Origin of the sequence: Pseudonocardia xinjiangensis, assembly GCF_050948425.1 — a bacterium.
Taxonomy (GTDB): domain Bacteria; phylum Actinomycetota; class Actinomycetes; order Mycobacteriales; family Pseudonocardiaceae; genus Pseudonocardia; species Pseudonocardia xinjiangensis.
This window is the reverse complement of record NZ_CP192009.1, coordinates 4336745-4354716: the sequence shown is the minus strand read 5'-3', so window position 1 is coordinate 4354716 and position 17972 is coordinate 4336745. Positions and strand designations below refer to the sequence as shown.

Annotated in this window: 13 protein-coding genes; 8 read left to right on the top strand and 5 right to left on the bottom strand. The window is 73.7% G+C overall.

The window, feature by feature from the left end; all coding sequences use genetic code 11:
- Positions 1-152: 152 nt before the first annotated feature.
- Positions 153-923 carry an IclR family transcriptional regulator gene (locus tag ACQPZA_RS20515; RefSeq protein WP_433272801.1) on the bottom strand — a complete coding sequence of 257 codons (771 nt, stop codon included), beginning with the start codon at positions 921-923 and terminating at the stop codon, positions 153-155.
- A 145-nt stretch (positions 924-1068) separates the two neighbouring features.
- Between ACQPZA_RS20515 and ACQPZA_RS20510 the strand changes: the two genes are divergently transcribed.
- From ACQPZA_RS20510 to ACQPZA_RS20485, 6 genes are read left to right on the top strand one after another with little or no spacing between them, the layout of a single operon-like run.
- Entirely contained in the window at positions 1069-1734 is a 666-nt protein-coding gene (locus ACQPZA_RS20510; RefSeq protein WP_433272799.1) for an SRPBCC domain-containing protein, read from the top strand.
- Between the two features lie 8 nt (positions 1735-1742).
- The gene (locus ACQPZA_RS20505; protein WP_433272797.1) at positions 1743-2690 is read left to right on the top strand and encodes an FAD binding domain-containing protein; all 948 of its coding nucleotides are present in this window, start codon (positions 1743-1745) and stop codon (positions 2688-2690) included.
- Positions 2647-4986, top strand: a complete 2340-nt coding sequence (locus ACQPZA_RS20500) for a xanthine dehydrogenase family protein molybdopterin-binding subunit (protein ID WP_433272795.1) — start codon at positions 2647-2649, stop codon at positions 4984-4986. Before ACQPZA_RS20505 ends, ACQPZA_RS20500 begins: the two co-directional genes overlap by 44 nt.
- Positions 4983-5462: a (2Fe-2S)-binding protein gene (locus ACQPZA_RS20495; RefSeq protein ID WP_169400453.1), complete on the top strand. Its 480-nt coding sequence runs from the start codon at positions 4983-4985 to the stop codon at positions 5460-5462. The genes ACQPZA_RS20500 and ACQPZA_RS20495 overlap by 4 nt, the downstream gene beginning before the upstream one ends.
- Positions 5459-6241 (top strand): alpha/beta fold hydrolase, encoded by a 783-nt coding sequence (locus tag ACQPZA_RS20490; protein ID WP_433272793.1) that lies wholly within the window; start codon positions 5459-5461, stop codon positions 6239-6241. The genes ACQPZA_RS20495 and ACQPZA_RS20490 overlap by 4 nt, the downstream gene beginning before the upstream one ends.
- 13 nt (positions 6242-6254) lie before the next feature.
- Positions 6255-7730: a UbiD family decarboxylase gene (locus ACQPZA_RS20485; RefSeq protein WP_433272791.1), complete on the top strand. Its 1476-nt coding sequence runs from the start codon at positions 6255-6257 to the stop codon at positions 7728-7730.
- Between the two features lie 142 nt (positions 7731-7872).
- Here the strand turns inward: ACQPZA_RS20485 and ACQPZA_RS20480 are convergent, their stop codons facing one another.
- The 4 genes from ACQPZA_RS20480 to ACQPZA_RS20465 form a co-directional block, all read right to left on the bottom strand.
- Positions 7873-9141 carry a kynureninase gene (locus ACQPZA_RS20480; RefSeq protein ID WP_433272789.1) on the bottom strand — a complete coding sequence of 423 codons (1269 nt, stop codon included), beginning with the start codon at positions 9139-9141 and terminating at the stop codon, positions 7873-7875.
- Positions 9138-10016, bottom strand: coding sequence for a tryptophan 2,3-dioxygenase (locus ACQPZA_RS20475; protein ID WP_433272787.1), 879 nt, complete (start codon positions 10014-10016; stop codon positions 9138-9140). Before ACQPZA_RS20475 ends, ACQPZA_RS20480 begins: the two co-directional genes overlap by 4 nt.
- A gap of 63 nt (positions 10017-10079) precedes the next feature.
- On the bottom strand, positions 10080-11309 hold the full coding sequence (locus ACQPZA_RS20470) for a GNAT family N-acetyltransferase (RefSeq protein WP_433272785.1): 1230 nt from the start codon (positions 11307-11309) through the stop codon (positions 10080-10082).
- Positions 11310-11360: 51 nt separating this feature from the next.
- Positions 11361-12509, bottom strand: a complete 1149-nt coding sequence (locus ACQPZA_RS20465) for a glycosyltransferase (protein ID WP_433272783.1) — start codon at positions 12507-12509, stop codon at positions 11361-11363.
- A 136-nt stretch (positions 12510-12645) separates the two neighbouring features.
- Here ACQPZA_RS20465 and ACQPZA_RS20460 point away from each other — a divergent pair, with 136 nt between their 5' ends.
- Positions 12646-14949, top strand: coding sequence for a glycerol-3-phosphate 1-O-acyltransferase (locus ACQPZA_RS20460; protein ID WP_433272781.1), 2304 nt, complete (start codon positions 12646-12648; stop codon positions 14947-14949).
- A complete protein-coding gene (locus tag ACQPZA_RS20455) occupies positions 14946-17924 on the top strand; it encodes an HAD-IB family hydrolase (protein ID WP_433272779.1) in 2979 nt (992 codons plus the stop codon). Before ACQPZA_RS20460 ends, ACQPZA_RS20455 begins: the two co-directional genes overlap by 4 nt.
- The last annotated feature ends 48 nt before the right edge of the window (positions 17925-17972 follow it).

Sequence of the window (17972 nt, the reverse complement as noted above, 5' to 3'; positions counted from 1 at the left end):
CGGACGCTATGGCAGAGCGCGATGTGCCGTCAAGGCGCCGCGCGTGACCGGTGTGGGGGTGGCCCCGAAGTTCAGGAAAGCCACTTTCCTGCCCTCTGCGGGCCTGAAAGTGGCTTTCCTGAACTTTGCGGGGGGCGGGGCCGGGCCGGGGGTCAGGGGGGTGGGAGGGTGCCGCCCGTTCGTTCCGTGATGCGCTGGCCGCACTCGCGGATCAGTTCACCGGCCTTCGTGACCGCCGGCTCGTCGAGCTCGGAGGAGAACGCCAGCGAGCACAGCACCATGCTCACCCGGCCCCGCTCGTCGAACACGGGGGCGGAGACGCCGGACTGTCCGAGGTCGTACTCGCGGACGCTGACGCCGTAGCCGCGCTCCCGGGTCTCGGCGAGCACGCCGCGCAGCGCGTCGCGGTCGACGACGGTCTCCGGGGTGAAGGCGGTGAGCCCGTTCCTGTCGATCAGCCGGTCCACCTCGGTGGGGTCGGACCAGGCGACGAAGGCGCGCATGATCGCGGGCGCGGAGAACGGGAAGGTGTCGCCCAGGCCGACGGTGATCCGCACGCCCTGCGCCCGGTCGGCCTTGGCCAGCACGGCGTACTCGGACGAGCCGTGGCGGCGCACCGCGAAGGTGAGGTAGCCCAGCCGCTTGCTGAGGTCGTCGAGCTCCTGCTGGACGACCTCGCGCGTCCAGTCCTGCGAGGTGTCGACCATGGCCAGCAGGCGCGGGCCGAGCCACCAGCCTGCTCGGTCGCCCCGGGTGGCGGCCCAGCCGGCCCGCTGCAGGGTGCCGAGGATGTTGTAGCAGGTGCTGCGGTTGAGCTCGAGATCCTCGATCAGCACGCCCGAGGGGACGGGTTCGGGCCAGTCGCGGGCGATCCGCTCCAGCAGTCGCACGGCGTTCATGACCGCGGGCACATCGCTCGCCATGACGCTCCCCTGCCTCTCCGTACACGCTGCGCGACCAGACGGTAGCCGAGGTGTTCCGGCCGGGCGGCGATCGGGTTGACGGCCGCCCCGAGCCCTGCCTAGTGTCCTGCATACGAGATAACTAGTCCAGTATGGTGGTCATGCTATGAAGCTGAGTTCCTCGTTCCGGGTGCCCGCTGCCCCGGAGCGTGTGTTCACGCACTTCCTGGATCCGGACTCGATGCAGGCCTGCGTCCCGGGCTGCCAGGAGCTGGTGAAGGTCGACGACACGCACTACCGGGGCCGGCTGGTGAACGAGGTCGCGCACGTCCGGTTCAGTGCCGGCTTCACGGCCGAGATCACGGAGCTGGCCGGTCCTGGGCAGGTGCGGGCCACTCTGCGCGGCGAGGACCGCAGGCTGGGCAGCACGATCAAGATCGAGGCGGACCTGTCGGTCCGCGAGGACGGCGCGGCCGACCGGTCGTGCGTGGAGTTCGGTCTCGACGTCGCGCTCTGGGGCAAGATCGGCCGGCTCGGCGAGTCGATCGTGCGCCGGCGCACCGAGGAGGTGGAGCGCCAGTTCGCCGCGGACTTCTCCCGCGTGTGCGCCGCCGGGCCGCCCGGGCCGGAGAACAGCGCGGTGCGCGAGCTGCTCGCCACCGGGGGAGCGGGCCGCCGAGCGGAGCAAGCGCCGCAGGCCGTACCGCAGACCGCGTCGCCGGCGCAGCCCGCGCAGGCGGACGGACCCCAGGTCGTGCCACCCCGTCGCATGCCATGGTGGCGGCGCCTGGTGGCGCTGCTCACCGGCCGGATCGCGGCGGCCCGGCGATGACGGCGGAGATGGCGGCGCCTCTCGGCGCGCCCACGCTGCACCGCCCCCAGACTCTCGACGAGGTCTGCGCGCTGCTGGGGAGCCTGGACCAGGCGATGGTCTACGGCGGCGGCACCGCGGTGCAGATCCTCATCAAGCAGGGCGTCCTGTTCGCCTCCGACCTCGTCGACCTCTCCCTGGTGCCCGACCTGGACGGGATCGAGCGCACCGACACCGGCCTGCGCGTGGGCGCCATGGTCAGCCTGCGCCGGATGGAGACCGACCCGGTGGTGCGCCGGGTGGTTCCGCTGGCGGCCCAGGTCTACGGCCACGTGGCCAACCCGAGGGTGCGCAACACCGCGAGCGTCGGCGGGAACCTGGCGCACGGCGACTACCGGCTCGACCCGCCCACCGCCCTGATGGTGCTGGGCGCCCGCGTGGAGCTGCGCAGCAGTGCGGGCGTGCGGCACGTCCCGGTGCGCGACTTCTTCGTCGGCTTCCAGGAGACCGCGGTGGCGCCCGGCGAGCTGGTGACCGCGGTGGAGATCCCCGCCCAGACCGGGTCGTCGTCCGGCTTCGCGAAGCTGAGCAGCCAGTCGGTCAACGACTGGCCGTGCGCCTCGGCGGCCGCGCTGGTGACGTCACCGGTGCAAGGGCAACGGGAGCTCCGCCTCGGACTCGGCGCGCTGGCCGAGGTGCCGAAGTACGTCAGCGTCGACGTGCCGAGTGACGCCGGGGTGGCCGATGCCGTGCGGCTGGGCCAGGAGGCCGCGGGTCCGGTGATCGATCCCATCCCCGACATCCGCGGGGGAGCGGACTTCAAGAGACGCCTCGGCCTCGTCGCGGTCGAGGACGCGATTCGAGCGGCCTGGGGTTCGACGGGCGGCACCGATACCGGTGCGGCCGGCAGGTCCACAGGAAAGGAGGGTTCGGATGCTCGGCGAAACTCGCGTCGCCGCTGGTGGCGCAGTCGGTGAACGGTGGGCGCGCACCGATGCGCGGGCGAAGGTGCGGGGGGAGCTGCTCTACGCGGCCGACCAGCCGCTGCGCCCGTGCCTCGACGTCGTGGTGCACCGCAGCACCCGTCCCCACGCCCTGATCGGGTCGGTGGACACCGAGCGGGCCATGGCGGTGGACGGCGTGGTCGCGGTGGTGACCGGCGCGCAGCTCTACAAGCTCTTCGGGAACGCGCTGATGACGGGCCCGGCGTTCTCCGACCAGCCCTGCCTCGCGGTGGACCGCGTGCGCTACATCGGTGAGCCCGTGGCCGCGGTGCTCGCCCGGGGCCTCGCCCCGGCGCGGATGGCCGCCGACGAGATCGAGGTCGACTACACCGAGCTGGAGCCGGTGCACGACGTGGATCTCGCCGTCGCCGGTGGTCCCTACGTGCACGATGTCCTGCGCCCCTCGGTCGTCTTCGGCGACCTGAAGCACCTGCGCGGCAAGCGCGACACCAACGTCAACTACGAGTACACCCTGCGCCGGGGCGACGTGGCGGAGGCGGCCGCGGCCGAGGGCGGGCGCACGGTGCACGAGGACTTCTGGTGCCCGCCGACGCACCACGTGCCGATCGAGCTGCCGTTCACCGCCGCGTGGCGGGACGGGGACCGGCTCGAGATCCTCTCCGCGACGCAGACCCCGTCCTACGTCCGGCAGTCGGTGGCCGACCTGCTCGGGATCCCGCTGAACGCGGTCCGGGTGCGCAGCGCGCCGCTGGGCGGCAGCTTCGGCGCGAAGATGTACGACCGCCTCGAGCCGCTGGCCGCCGTGCTCGCCTGGACGCAGCGCACCGCCGTGCGGATCACGGCCTCCCGAGAGGAGGCGTTCCTGCTCACCACCCGCCACGGTGCCGCGGTGACCGGCAGCATGACCGCCGACAAGGACGGGCGCATCGTCGCGGCCACCGCCGACGTGCGCTACGACACCGGGGCGTACGCCGACGTGGGCCCGCGCATCACCGCCAAGTCCGGGATGGTGGCCACCGGGCCGTACCGTGTGGAGAACGTGGACGTCCGCTCGCGCTGCGTCTACACGAACAAGCCGTCGGCCGGCCCGTTCCGCGGCTTCGGCGTACCCCAGGTGACCTGGTCGCACGAGTCGCTCGTGGACGAGCTCGCCCGGGAGTGCGGCGTCGATCCGGCCGAGTTCCGGCGGCGCAACCTGCTGCGTGAGGGCGACGTCGCACCGGTCGGCACCCCGATGCACAGTGCCGACTTCGCGGGCTGCCTGGACGCCGTGACCGAGGCCGTCGGCTGGGACACCCCGCTCCAGCGCGAGGAGGGCAGGCTGCGCCGTGGCCGCGGCGTCGCGGTCGGCGTCAAGGCCGTGCTCACCCCGACGATCGCCAACGCGGTGCTGCAGCTCAACCAGGACGCCTCGGCCACCCTGCTGATCAGCACGGTGGACATGGGCCAGGGCAGTGACACGATCATGGCCCAGATCGCCGCCGAGGCGCTGTGCCTGGGCGAGGGGCAGGTCCGGGTGGTGGCGGCGGACACCGACGTCACCCCCTACGACACGATCACCGCGGGGAGCCGGTCGACCTACCACACCGGCAACGCGGTGCGCCGGGCCGCCGACGCCATGCGCGACAAGCTGCTCGACCTGGCCGCCGAGCGCTTCGGGGTGGCCGTCACCGACGTCAAGCTGACCGGGGACGGCCTGGTCAGCGCCGAGAACCAGCAGAAGGTCTCGATCCCCGAGCTGCTCCACGGGCACTTCGGTGCGCGGGGCACCACGCTGACCACCGAGGCCAACTTCACCACCTCGTGGGTGCCCTACGACCACGAGACCGGCCAGTCCGAGCGGGTCACCGAGCACTGGTTCGCCGGTGCGGTGGCGGTGCAGCTCACCGTCGACACCGCGACCGGCCGGGTGCACGTCGAGCACCTCGCGGTGGCGGGCGACGTGGGCCGGGCGATCAACCCGAAGCTGGTGGAGCAGCAGCTCACCGGGGCGGCGATCATGGGCGTCGGCCACGCCCTGTTCGACCAGATGGTGTTCGACGAGGGCCAGATCGTGAACGGCACCCTGCTCGACTACCAGCTGCCCTCCGTGCTCGACGTTCCCGACAAGATCACGCCGATCATCGTGGAGAGCCCGCACCGCAGCGGGCCCTACGGCGCCAAGGGCGTCGGCGAGACCACGATCATCCCGCTCGCCCCCGCGATCGCGAACGCGGTGCGCGACGCCATCGGTATCCGTTTCCCCCGGCTGCCGCTCACGCCGGAACGGATCCTCACCGCACTCGCCGAGCAGGAGGCCGGGGCATGACCACGGATGTACAGATGACCGTGAACGGGGCGCGCCACCGCGTCGCGGTCGCCGATGACGACCTGCTGCTGGACGTGCTGCGCCGCCTCGGCATCACCAGCGTCCGGGAGGGCTGCGGCGTCGGGGCCTGCGGGGCGTGCACCGTGCTGGCGGAGGACCACAGCGTGAGCAGCTGCCTGGCCCGCGCGGTGCGCTACGACGGGGTGCCGCTCACCACCGCCGACGGGCTGGCGGAGGACGACGACGTCGTCGAGGAGTTCGTCGCGGCGGGTGCGATGCAGTGCGGCTACTGCATTCCCGGCTTCGTGCTGATGGGCCACGAACTGCTGGCGCAGAATCCGGCCCCGACCCGCGAGGAGATCGCGGCGCACCTGGAGGGCAACATCTGCCGCTGCGGCACCTACCAGGAGATCTGCAGCGCGATCGAGGCCACCGCACGCCGTCGGCAGGCCGAGAACGAGCGGCGGTCGGCATGAGGGTCGACACGGCGCGGGGCACGTTCGAGGTCGCCGCCACCGGGGAGGGTGGTGCTCGTCCCCTCGTGGCGCTGCACGCGCTCGCGCTGTCGGGACGGGTGTGGGATCCGATGGCCGCGGCGATGGCCGGGAACCGGCGGGTGCTCGCCCCGGACGCCCGCGGGCACGGCGGCTCCGACTGGGACGGCGGGCCGTTCGGCATCGCCGACCTCGCCGACGACGTGGCCGCGATCATCGAGGTGGTGGCCGACGGGCCGGTCGACGTGGTGGGCCTGTCCATGGGCGGCAGCACCGCGATCCTCCTCGCCCAGCGCCGTCCCGACCTCGTCGCGCGGCTGGTGCTGGCCGACACCACCGCCGACTACGGCCCGGACCGGGTGGCGCAGTGGATCGACCGCGCCGAGAAGGCCGTCGGTGTACCGCGGGAGAAGCAGGTGGCCTTCCAGGTCGACCGCTGGTTCTCGCCGTCCTTCGTGGAGGCGCACCCGGACGAGGTGCGCCGGGTGTCCGACATCTTCGTGGCCACCGACTCGCGTGCCCACGCTGCGGCGTGCCACGCGTTCGCCGGTCTGAACGCCGAGGCCGGGCTGGGCGACATCCAGGCCCCGACCCTGGTGCTGGTCGGGCGCGACGACTATGCGACGCCGCCTGCGATGGCGCAGGTGCTGGCGTCCGGCATTCCGGACGCCCGTCTCGAGGTGCTGGACGACACGCGGCACCTCAGCCTGATCGAGCGACCGGACCTCTGGCCGCTCGTCGAGAAGCACCTGGACACCTGAGGAGCGCCCCGGCATGACGACATCCACCCCGCCCGGTGACGAACCGCTGCTGAGCCTGCGCAGCCACATCGACGCCGTGGAGAAGATGGGCGAGCTGCGGCACGTCCGCGGCGCCCACTGGGACCTCGAGCTGGGCGGGATCGCCGAGGTCAGCTACCACCTGCCGCAGCCGCCAGCCGTGCTGTTCGACGAGATCACCGGCTACCCCGCCGGCATGCGGGTGCTGACCGGGAGCACCGGGTCGTCCCACCGCTTCGGCCGCACTCTGCGCCTGGGCGACGACCTCGACGACGCCGCGCTGGTGGACGCGCTGCGCGGCAAGCCGTCGCGCTGGGCGGCGAGCGCCCCGGACTTCCCGGTCGAGCCGGTCGACACTGCGCCGCTGCTCGCGAACGAGGTGCCGGGCGACCAGGTCGACCTGCTGAAGTTCCCCGTGCCGCGCTGGCACGAGCACGACGGCGGCCGGTTCATCGGCACCGGCTGCTTCGTGGTCACGAGCAACCCGGAGACCGGCGTGCACAACGGCGGCTGCTACCGGATGGAGGTGCAGGACGACGGCCGCGGCACCACGATCGCCGCCGTCCCGGGCAAGCACGGTGCGCAGAACATCGAGCGCTGGCTCGCCAGGGAGGGCCGGGCCCCGGTGACCGTCTCGTTCGGGCACGACCCGCTGCTGCTGGCGCTCGGCGGCACCGAGGTGCCGGGCGGGGTGTCCGAGCTGGAGTACGCGGGCGCGGTGCTCGGGCAGCGGGTCCCGGTGGTGATCGCCCCCGACACCGGCCTGCCGATCCCGGCAGGCAGCGAGATCGCCGTCGAGGGCTGGCTCACGCCGGACAACATGCGCGACGAGGGCCCGTTCGGGGAGTGGACCGGCTACTACTCGGGACGGCGCCGCCCCTGCCTGAACCTGTCGATCACCCGGCTCTACCACCGCGACGACCCGATCCTGCTCGGAGCGCCCCCCGGCCGCCCGCCGCACGACTACTCGTACATGCGCACCGTCATGAAGTCGGCGATGATCCACGACGAGCTGGTGTCGATGGGCGTGCCGGGCGTCACCGCCGCGTGGGCGCACGAGTCCGGAGGCGGGCGGCTGTTCGTCGCGGTGTCGCTGGAGCAGCGCTACCCGGGACACGCCCGGCAGGTCGCGCACCTCGCCGCCCAGTGCCCCGCGGCCGCCTACATGAACCGGTACGTCGTCGTGGTCGACGACGACATCGACCCCTCCGACCTGGAACAGGTCATCTGGGCGATGTCCACCCGCAGCGACCCGGAACGCGACATCGAGACGATGCGCCACGGCTGGGGCAGCAAGCTCGACCCGATGCTCCCCGAGGGCGCCCCCGCCTACAACAGCCGGGCGATCATCGACGCCTGCCGCCCGTTCGAACGCCGCGCCGACTTCCCCCGCGTCGCGCAGAGCAGCCCGGAGTACCTGCGCGGCGTCCGCCAGAAATGGGGCCACCTCCTGACCACCCCCACCCCCTGACCCCACCCCCCGCGAGTCGCCCGTTCCCGACCCGCGAGTCGCCCGCGCGGGTTCTTGATCGGCGCGAGATCCGGGTTTCGGCCCTTCCGGGGGCGAAGAGGTGGGTCTCGGAATGATCAGATCCGCGAGTCCGGATGGCGGGTCAGGTGCCCTGAGCGAGCAGGTCCCGCAGCACAGCGAGGCCGGCGTGGAGCTCGGCGAAGCTCGTGCTGAGGGGGGCGAGGCCCAGGCGGATGCCGTCCGGCTCGCGGAAGTCGGGGATGACGCCGCGCTCCCAGAGGTGGGGGAGCAGGTCGCGGAACCCGGCCCGGCGGATCGTGACGTGGCCGCCGCGGCGGGCAGGGTCGCGGGGGGAGGCCACCTCGACGCCGTACGGCGCGAGCCAGGCGTCCACCAGCTCCAGCGCGAACTCGGTGAGGGCCACCGACTTGGCGCGCACGGCGGCGATCCCGGCCACCTCCAGCTGGTCCAGCGCTGAGAGCAGCGGCACCATCGCCAGGATCGGCGGTGTTCCGCTGACCACGCCGCGGACGCCGTCGGCCGGCGCGTAGCCGGGGCCCATCAGGAACGGGTCGCGGCGCCCCATCCAGCCCTGGATCGGCTGGCGGAGGGTGTCCTGCAGGTCGCGGCGGACGTAGCCGAACGCGGGTGAGCCGGGGCCGCCGCCCAGGTACTTGTAGGTGCAGCCGACGGCGAGGTCCACACCCCAGGCGTCGAGCTCCAGCTCCACCGAGCCCGCGGAGTGGCAGAGGTCCCAGAGCACCAGCCCGCCGGCGTCGTGCACGATCCGGGTGATCGCCGGGGCGTCGGCGAGCCACCCCGACCGGTAGGCGATGTGGCTGAACAGCACCAGCCCGGTGGCCGGCCCGACGACGGCCGCGACCTGCTCGGGCGTGACGCCCTCGGCGGGGTCGGGCTCGATCCAGCGCAGGACGCACCCGCGTTCCGCGGCGATGCCCTCCAGCACGTAGCGGTCGGTGGGGAAGTTGTCGGTGTCGAGGACGATCTCGCGGCGGCCGTCGCGGGCCTGCGCATCGACGGCGGCGCGCGCCAGCTTGTAGAGCAGGACGGTGGTCGAGTCGGCGACGACGGTCTGGCCAGGGGCCGCGCCGAGCGCGGCGGCGGCGATCCGGTCGCCGACCAGGCCGGGCCAGTCCATCCACGGCCGGGCCGAGCTCGCCCCGGCGGGCCCGTCGCCGGTCCATCCCCGGATGAGGCCGCCGCCCCACTCCTCGCGGACGAACCGCGCGAGCCGTTCGGCGGTGTCGGCCAGCGGGCGGCCGAGGGAGTTGCCGTCGAGGTAGGCGACCACACCGGGGCTGGGGACGAAGCGGTCGCGGTGGGCGGCGAGTGGGTCGGCGGCGTCCAGGTCGGCGGCGCGCGAGGCGAGGTCGAGGGTGTCCGCGGTCATGCGCCGATCTCCGTGCGTACCGCGTACAGCTCCGGGAAGAACGTCAGCTCCAACGCCGCCCGCAGGAACGTCACCCCGCTGGAGCCGCCGGTGCCGCGCTTCACCCCGATCGTGCGCTCCACGGTCTTGAGGTGCCGGAACCGCCAGAGCTGGAAGTTCTCCTCCAGGTCCACCAGCTCCTCGCAGGCCTCGTAGGCCTCCCAGTACTCGTGGGAGTGCTCGTAGATCCGACGGAAGACGGGCACGAGCTCGGGGCAGAACGTGTGCGGCTGCGTCACGTCGCGTTCCAGCAGCGTGCGCGGCACGTCGTGGCCGTGGCGGGCCAGGTAGCGCAGGAACTCGTCGTAGACGCTGGGGCGGGCCAGCAGCTCCGCGAGCTGGGCGCGGGCCCGCTCGTCGTGACCGAACAGCTGGAGCATCTCGGCGTTCTTGTTGCCGAGCACGAACTCGACGGCGCGGTACTGGTCGGACTGGAACCCCGACGACGTGCCGAGGAAGCTGCGGAACTCCGCGTACTCGGACGGGGTGAGCGTGGCGAGCACCGACCACTGGTCGGTGAGGGTGCGCTGGATGTGCTTCACCCGCGCCAGCCCCTTGAGCGCGGGCCGCAGGTCGTCGGCGGCCAGCTGGGCCTGCACGGCGCGCAGCTCGTGGAGCACCAGCTTGAGCCACAGCTCCGACGTCTGGTGCTGCACGATGAACAGCAGCTCGTCGTGGTGCGCCGGCCTGCTCACCGGGTGCTGGGCCGACAGCAGCTCGTCCAGGTGCAGGTAGGCACCGTAGGAGAGGTTGACCCGACCCTCGCGCGAGCTGTCGACGCCGAACTCGCGGACGATGCCGTCCTCGAGCGGGCGGCTGCCGCCGGTGTCGCTCATGGGGGAGACCTTAGGACCTGTCCGGCCCGCCCACTGTGTGGCGATTGTCGCGCGCGGCCGCCCTCAGAACTCCGTGCCGTGCTGGGGGAGGCGGTCGGCCAGGAACGCGGCGTCGACGCGGCGCAGCGCGACCGGGTCGTCGCTCTCCAGCAGCCCACCGCGGGCGAGGGTCGCGGCGCGCTCTCCGCCGAACAGCAGCGGGCCCAGCCCCGCGATGTCCACCGCGACGGAGGGGCCGCCCGCGGCCACGCGTTCGCACTCGGCCCCGTCCGGGCCGCCGCGCAGCCGGAACCGGCCGCCGAGGTCGAGGAACGGGTCGTGCACGTCGAGGACGACGTCGAGCTCGGTGCGGTAGCGGCGGGCCGACAGCGCGGCCGGTACGTCCAGGACGCGGGCCCACATGCCGTCGCGCAGGCGGGTGGTGCGCACCTGCCGGGGGTCGGCGAGCAGGTAGCCCAGCGGGTCGTCGAGCGGGTGGGACCACACCGCCACCGTCTCCACGAGGTCGAGGGCGAGCAGCACCCGCCACAGCGCGGCGTGCGCCTCCGCGGTGACGCTCACCAGCTCCACCACGCGGCACGTCCGCTCGCCGTGCTCGATGCGGTAGGAGGCGTAACCGTCGGCGTGGGCCAGGTGGAACAGCGCCGTGCCGCCCCCGCGCCGCGACTCGCGGTCGAGCATGTGGTTGTCCCACCACGCCTCGCTGCGGCTGAGTGCACCCGGTACGAGGGCGGTCCAGCGACGGTGGATGTCGGGGAAGAGCAGCCGTGCCTCGTTGCCGTCGATCTCCCGGACGCCGCCCGGGTCGGGCGCGCCGGGCCGGAACGTGGCGCGGCGGCGCGTGATCTCCACGGCCCGGTGCTGGGTGGTGATGCCGTAGCCGAAGCGGCCGTAGATCGCGCCCTCGCTCGCGGTGAGGAGGGAGACCGCGCTGCCGTCGGCCACGAAACCGCGGTGCTGCTCGGTCATCAGTGCGCGCAGGATGCCGCGCCGCCGGTGGGTGACGGCCACGGAGACCCAGGTGACGCCCGGCGCGGGCAGCGTGGCTCCGCCGGGCAGCGTGACGTCGAACCGGAACGAGCCGGTGACCCCGAGGATCGGGCCGTCCTGCTTCGCGCCGTCCTCGGGGTCCTGGGCCAGCAGGTAGCGGTCGGGGTCGAACAGCGGCCGGAAGTCCTCGATGTCGGTGTCGCTGTAGTGCACCCCGAACCCACGCCCGTCCGTGGTGGTGATGGCGCGCAGGTCGTCGGCGGTGGCTCGGCGCAGGACGGGGGAGGCAGGAGCATGCGGCACGGTCAGTGATTGTGACGGCCGCACGGTGCATCGTCGACCGGTTTGCCGGGATCAGGACGGCTGGGGCTCGCCCAGGTCGGCCCGGCCGGGGGTCAGGACCTCCTGGTAGAGCTCGTGCAGCCGCCGAGCCCACCCGATCGCCTCGTACTCGGCGAGGAACCGCTCCCGCGCCGCCGTCCCGAGCCGCTCCCGCCGGGCCCCGTCCTCGGTGAGGGCGACGAGCGCGTCGGCGATCGCGGTGGGGTGCAGGGCCACGAGCACGCCGGTGTCGGCCGTGACGATCTCCGGGACGCCCCCGACCCGGGTGGCGACGGCCGGGACACCGGCTGCCATCGCCCGCAGCAGCGCCGTGGGCGCCGCACCGGAGCGGGCGGTGTGCAGCACCAGGTCCGCCGCCCCGAGCAGGGCCGCGGGCTCCTGGTGGCGGTGCACGAACCGGACGCGCTCGGTCAGGTCGTCGCTCGCGTCCACCCGTGACTCCAGCCACGGCCGCAGCGGGCCGTCCCCGGCCAGCGCGACCACCAGGCGGAGCCCGTCCGGAAGCGACTCGAGTGCTTCGAGCAGGAGCTCGTGACCCTGGTCGCGGCGCATCGGTGCCGTGCTCACCGCGAGCACCTCCCCGTCGCCGACCCCCAGGGCGCTGCGCCGGCGCTGCCGCTCGGCGGGGTCAAGCGGGCCCGGGTCGGTGACGCCGTTCGGGACCACGACGAGGTTCTGCGCGGACCCCGCTCCCGACAGGCCGCGGTACCACTCCCGCTGCACCTGCGAGATCGCGATCGTGCGGGCCATGAACCGCTGCCGGGCGAGGATCTTCGCCGTGCGCTTGAACCGGTCGATCCGGTCGGCCGGCAGGTTCTCGATGCGGTGCAGCGTGGAGACGGCAGGCAGCCGGTTGCGCAGCGCCGCCGCCGCGCCGACCACGTCGGCAGGTGGCAGGTGGGTGTGGACGAGCTGGACCCGCTGGTCCCGGATGAGCTGCGCGGTGCGGCCGACGGCGCGGGGGTCCCACGGGCCGAGCCCCAGCTCCGACACCGGCACCCCGAGCCGCTGCAGTGCGCTCACCTGGCTGGTCTCGGACGTGGACGCCAGCGCGATCACCACGAGCTCCATCCCGGTGTCCTGCGCCGCCCCGGCGAGGTCGACAAGGCCGATCTCCGGCGCGGCGGGGTGCAGCGTCGGGACCAGGTGCGCGATCTTCACGGGCCCTCAGGGTACTGACGCCCGCCCGTAGCGTCGCGATGACACGACGTTGGTTCCCCGGGCGTCGGAAGAGGCACATGTGGCCACGTGACGCCGGGAGCCGGGCAGGATGGGACGCCGACGGAAAGGTGGGCACATGGACGTGCGTCGACCGGTGGGCCCGCAGCACGACGAGGCCGGCCCGGACGCCCCGCTGATCCTGCTGTCGGACGCCTCGACCGCGGTGGAGCGAGGGCTCGTCGAGGACTGGATGCGGCAGGAGGAGCTGCGCCCGGTCGCGGTCCTGCCGGTGGGGGGAGCCGCGCTGGCGTCGACGCTGGCGGAGTCCGGCGAGGACGCCGTCGTCGCCGCGGTACGGGTGGCCTGGCTGCCCCGCGAGCGCGGCGGCCAGCGCCGGGTGCGCTGGGCGGACGTCCTCGCGCTGCGCAACCCGCGCCATCCCCCGTCGAGCCAGCAGGCCCGCATCGTGCGGCGGGAGCCGGACCGGGTGGCGGTCGTGGTGGCCGAGCCCGCCACCGTCGGGTCCCTGCGGGCCCGCTTCACGGCCCGCCGCCCCGGCGCGGCGGCGGGGTTCGACGACTTCGTGGCCCGGCAGGCGGCACTGGCTCTCGACCGGGCCGAACGCGCGCTGGTCGGCGACCGGTACAAGGTGCCGCGGCAGATCGTCGAGGCGATCGATGCCAGCCCGGAGTTCCGCCGCGAGGTCGGTGAGCTCGCGGCCCGGCTCGGGCGTCCCGAGGCGGACGTGGCGGCGAAGGCGCGGGCCGACCTGCACGGGCTCGTCGCGTCGATGAGCCCGCTGGCCGTCGACCTGCTGACGGCGGCGGTGCGGCCGCTGCACGCCAGGGCGTGGGACGTCCAGGTGGACAGCGCCGGTCTGGAGAAGCTGCGCGAGCGCAACCGGCGCCACCCGCTGGTGTTCCTGCCGAGCCACCGCTCCTACGCCGACCCGTTGCTCCTGGCCGAGGTGCTCGCCGAGCACAACTTCCCCCGCAACCACGTGCTCGGTGGTGACAACCTGCGGTTCTGGCCGGTGGGTCCGCTGGCCAAGCGCGCGGGCATCGTCTTCATCCGGCGCAGCTTCGGCGACGACGAGATCTACAAGCTCGCCGTCCGCGAGTACTTCGCGTTCCTGCTGGCCAAGCGCTTCAACCTGGAGTGGTACATGGAGGGCGGCCGGTCCCGCACCGGGAAGCTGCGGCCGCCGCGCTACGGGCTGCTGGCGAACGTGGCCGAGGCCGTCGAGCGGGGGCGCACCGAGGACGTCCACCTCGTGCCGGTCTCGATCACCTACGACCAGCTGCGTGAGGTGTCGGCGATGGCGGCCGAGCAGGCCGGGGCGCCGAAGAAGGGGGAGGGGCTGGCCTGGCTCGCGCGGTACGCGAAGGCGCAGCTGCGCCCCATCGGTGCCGCACACGTGCGGTTCGCCGAGCCGATCTCGCTGCGCGCGGCACTCGGTCCGGCGTCGGCCACGGCGGACCCGGACGCGCGCCGCCTGGCTCTGCAGAAGGTGGCGTTCGAGGTCGCGGTGGGGATCAACCAGGTCACGCCGGTGGTGGCGACCGCGCTGGTCACCCTCGCGTTGCTGGGCGTCCGCGACCGGGCGCTCACGCTGGGGCAGGTGCAGCGTGTGCTGGAGCCCGTGCGCTCCTACGTCCGGAGCCGGGGCTGCGCGATCGACGTGAACCGACCCGACCCGCTGGAGACCGCGGCGGGAGTCCGCCGCGTGCTGGCGGCCCTGGCCGAGTCGAAGGTCGTCACCGTCTACACGGGCGGGGAGGAGCCGGTGTACGCGATCGAGCGCGGCCAGCACCTGATCGCCGCGTTCTACCGCAACAGCGCCATTCATCATTTCGTGGACCGGGCGATCGCTGAGCTCGTGCTGCTCAGCCCCGCCGACGACCGCTGGGAGGAGGCGATGCGGCTGCGTGACCTGCTGAAGTTCGAGTTCTTCTTCCCGGAACGGGAGAGCTACCGGGCCCAGCTGTCGGAAGAGCTGCGGCAGCTGCACCCGGCGTGGGAGACCGAGCCGGGGGAGCATGTCCTCGCGGGCGCCGACTTCCTCATCGCCCACCGCGTGCTCCGGTCGTTCCTCGACGCGCAGCTCGTGGTGGCCGAGCGGCTGGCGGCCCGTGCGGCAGCGCGGCCGGTGGTGGAGAAGACCTTCCTCGACGAGTGCAGCGGCGTCGGCCAGCAGATGCTGTTGCAGGGGCGGCTGCACGGCCCGGAGTCGCTCTCCCGCGAGCTGTTCGGCAGCGCACTGAAGCTGGCGGGCAACCGGGACCTGCTGGGTTCGGCGGACGACCCGGCGGGCCACGATGAGCTGGCGCGCCGGCGGGAGGCCTTCGCCGCCCAGCTACGTGCTGCCGTCGCCCGGGTGATCCGGATCGACGAGATCGACGCCGCGTCGCGGCGGGAGGCGGTGGGAGTCGAACCGTGAGTACCGCTACCAGTGGCTCGGCCGGCCAGGCCTGGAGCGAGGAGCAGTTGCTCGCCGACGTCGAGGCCGGTCCGCAGGGCCCGCGCGTCGGCGCGTTCTTCGACTTCGACGGCACCCTGATCGACGGGTACTCGCTCGGTGCGTTCGCGCGTCACCACATGCGTTCCGGGCACGTCACCCCGGGTGACATCGGACGGATGCTGCTGCTCGGCATGCGCGGGCTCACCACGGAGGAGGACTTCGAGGACTTCTTCGTGCTCGGCATGCGCGCCTGGGCGGGCCGCCACGAGGACGAGCTGACGGAGCTGGGGGAGCGGCTGTGGACCCAGGCCGTGGCCGGCTCGCTGTACCCGGAGGCGTGGCGGCTGGTGGAGGCGCACCGCCGGGCCGGGCACACGGTGGTGCTGGCGTCGTCGGCCACGAGGTTCCAGGTGGAGCCGGCGGCACGCGCGATGGGGGTCGACCACGTGCTGGTGACGCCCGTGGAGATCGAGAACGGGCTGTGCACCGGCCGTCCGGGCGGCCCACCGCTGTGGCGGGCGGGCAAGGCCGCCGCGGTGCGGACGTTCGCCCAGCAGCACGGCATCGACCTCGCCGAGAGCTACGCCTACTCCAACGGCGACGAGGACGTGCCGTTCCTGTCCACCGCGGGACGCGCGCGGGCGCTGAACCCCGGCCCGGGGCTGGCCGCCGAGGCGGCGCGGAGGGACTGGCCGATCGCGCGGTTCCGGTCGCGGGGCCGCCCGGGCGCCCGGGAGCTCGCCCGCACGGTGGGGGCCGTGGGCGGCACGCTCGGGGGGTTCGCCGCGGGCCTCGCGCTCGGTGCGCTCAACAGCGTGGCGGGGGAGGGCACCAGACGCGAGGCCGTCGACCTCGGGCTCACCCTGGCCGGCGAGCTGGGCACCGCGCTGGGCGGGGTGCGCCTCGACGTCCGCGGCGCGGAGCACCTGATGGCCGCCCGCCCCGCGGTGTTCCTGTTCAACCACCAGAGCCAGCTCGACGTGCTGATCCTGGCGAAGCTGCTGCGCAGCAACTTCACCGCGGTCGCCAAGAAGGAGGCCGCGACCGTGCCCGGGTTCGGGCTGGCGTTCCGGCTCGCCGACGTCGCGTTCGTCGACCGCACCGACCCGACGGCCGCCCGGGCGGCGCTCGAACCGGCGGTGCAGCGGCTGCGGGAAGGGATCTCGCTGGTCATCGCGCCCGAGGGCACCCGGTCGATCACCCCGGCGCTGGGCCGGTTCAAGAAGGGCGCGTTCCACGTCGCGATGCAGGCCGGGGTGCCCATCGTGCCGATCGTCATCCGCAACGCGGGCGAGCTGATGTGGCGCGGGGCGTCGACGCTGCGGGAGGGCACGGTGCAGGTGGCCGTGCTGCCGCCGATCCCGACCGACGGGTGGACGGTGGAGGAGCTGGACCGCCACATCGAGGACGTCCGCGGCCGCTACGTCGAGGCGTTGGCGCACTGGGGTGGTCCCGCGGCCGGTGCCGCCCCCAGCGGGAAGGTCGCCGTGACCGACGGCCCGGCCGGACCCGTCGGTGCTCCGCTCGACGCGCGACCCCTGCGGTGGGGCACCGCGCCGGAGATGAACGCGCTGGAGACGGCGATGTGGCGGGGCGAGGCCGCAGACCCGCGGCTGCGCTCGAACGTGACGTTGCTGGAGCTGCTCGACCCGGCACCGGACTGGGAACGGCTCGTCGCCTCGCACGAGTGGGCGTCCCGGATGGTGCCGCGGATGCGGCAGCGGGTGGTGGAACCGGCGCTGGGGATCGGGGCGCCGACCTGGGCGACCGTCGACCACCTCGACCTCGTCCACCACCTGTCGCGGGTGCGCCTGCGCTCCCCCGGGACGATGGCGCAGGCGCTGGAGGTCGTGCAGGAGTTCGCGGCGGCACCGTTCGACCGCAGCCGGCCGCTGTGGCGGGCGCTGCTGGTGGAGGGACTGGAGGGTGGCCGCGCCGCGTACGTCGTGACCACGCATCACAGCGCCACCGACGGGCTCGGCGCCGTGCAGCTCATGGGCATGCTGCACAGCCGCTCACCCGAGCACGACCCGCACCGGCCCGAGCCGCCGGAACCGCATCCGGAACGGCCGGTGTCACCGTTCGGGCTGCTCACGGACCAGGTACGGCGCACGGCCCGCGGGGTGCCGGGAGAGGTGCTCCGGCTTGGCGCTGACGTCCTCGGCGCATTGTCGAGGCCGGAGGCGGCAGCCCAGCACGCCGTCGACGCGGTGCGCTCGCTCAACCGGGCGGTGGCGCCGCCGTCGGCGGGCGGGTCGCCCCTGCTCGCGCAGCGCAGCGGCCACTGGCACTTCGAGGTGCTCGACGTCCCGTTCGACGAGCTGAGAGCCGGCGCGAAGGCGGCCGGTGGGTCGCTGAACGACGGCTACCTGGCCGCGGTGCTGGGCGGCTTCCGGCGCTACCACCAGCACTTCGGGGCCGACCTGGGCACCATCCCGATCGGCATCCCGATCAGCCTCCGCACCCAGGACGACCCGCAGGGCGGCAACAGGTTCACCGGAGCCCGGCTCCCCGGCTCGCTCGCCGAGCCCGACCCGGCTGCCCGGATCCAGGCCGTGCGGGAGTTCGTGCTCACCGCCAGGGCCGGCACGGGTGTGGACGTGGTGGGGCTGCTCGCACCGGCACTGACGTGGCTGCCGGGGTCGGTGCTCGGCCCGGCGTCGGCCCGGCTGACCTCGGCCAACGACGTGCAGGTCTCCAACCTGCCCGGGGTGGGCCACCCCGTGTACATCGCAGGGTCGCGGATCACGCACATGTACCCGTTCGGTCCGCTGCCGGGAGTCGCGGCGACGATCACCCTGCTCTCCCACGACGGCACGTGCTGCATCGGCGTCAACCTCGACCCGGCGGCGATCACCGAGCCCTCGGTGCTGGTGGCCGGGCTGCGCGCCGGCCTCGACGAGGTGGTGGCGCTGGCCGGCTCGAAGGGGCGGGGCCACCGGTCGCGGCGGTGACTCCGTGAACGTGGTGGCGACGGGCTGATGGTCCGACGCCTCGGTGTC

Coding starts and splice junctions, on each gene's coding strand:
- ACQPZA_RS20515 (WP_433272801.1), bottom strand. CDS start 923: ATGGCGAGCGATGTGCCCGCGGTCATGAACGCCGTGCGACTGCTGGAG.
- ACQPZA_RS20510 (WP_433272799.1), top strand. CDS start 1,069: ATGAAGCTGAGTTCCTCGTTCCGGGTGCCCGCTGCCCCGGAGCGTGTG.
- ACQPZA_RS20505 (WP_433272797.1), top strand. CDS start 1,743: ATGGCGGCGCCTCTCGGCGCGCCCACGCTGCACCGCCCCCAGACTCTC.
- ACQPZA_RS20500 (WP_433272795.1), top strand. CDS start 2,647: ATGCTCGGCGAAACTCGCGTCGCCGCTGGTGGCGCAGTCGGTGAACGG.
- ACQPZA_RS20495 (WP_169400453.1), top strand. CDS start 4,983: ATGACCACGGATGTACAGATGACCGTGAACGGGGCGCGCCACCGCGTC.
- ACQPZA_RS20490 (WP_433272793.1), top strand. CDS start 5,459: ATGAGGGTCGACACGGCGCGGGGCACGTTCGAGGTCGCCGCCACCGGG.
- ACQPZA_RS20485 (WP_433272791.1), top strand. CDS start 6,255: ATGACGACATCCACCCCGCCCGGTGACGAACCGCTGCTGAGCCTGCGC.
- ACQPZA_RS20480 (WP_433272789.1), bottom strand. CDS start 9,141: ATGACCGCGGACACCCTCGACCTCGCCTCGCGCGCCGCCGACCTGGAC.
- ACQPZA_RS20475 (WP_433272787.1), bottom strand. CDS start 10,016: ATGAGCGACACCGGCGGCAGCCGCCCGCTCGAGGACGGCATCGTCCGC.
- ACQPZA_RS20460 (WP_433272781.1), top strand. CDS start 12,646: ATGGACGTGCGTCGACCGGTGGGCCCGCAGCACGACGAGGCCGGCCCG.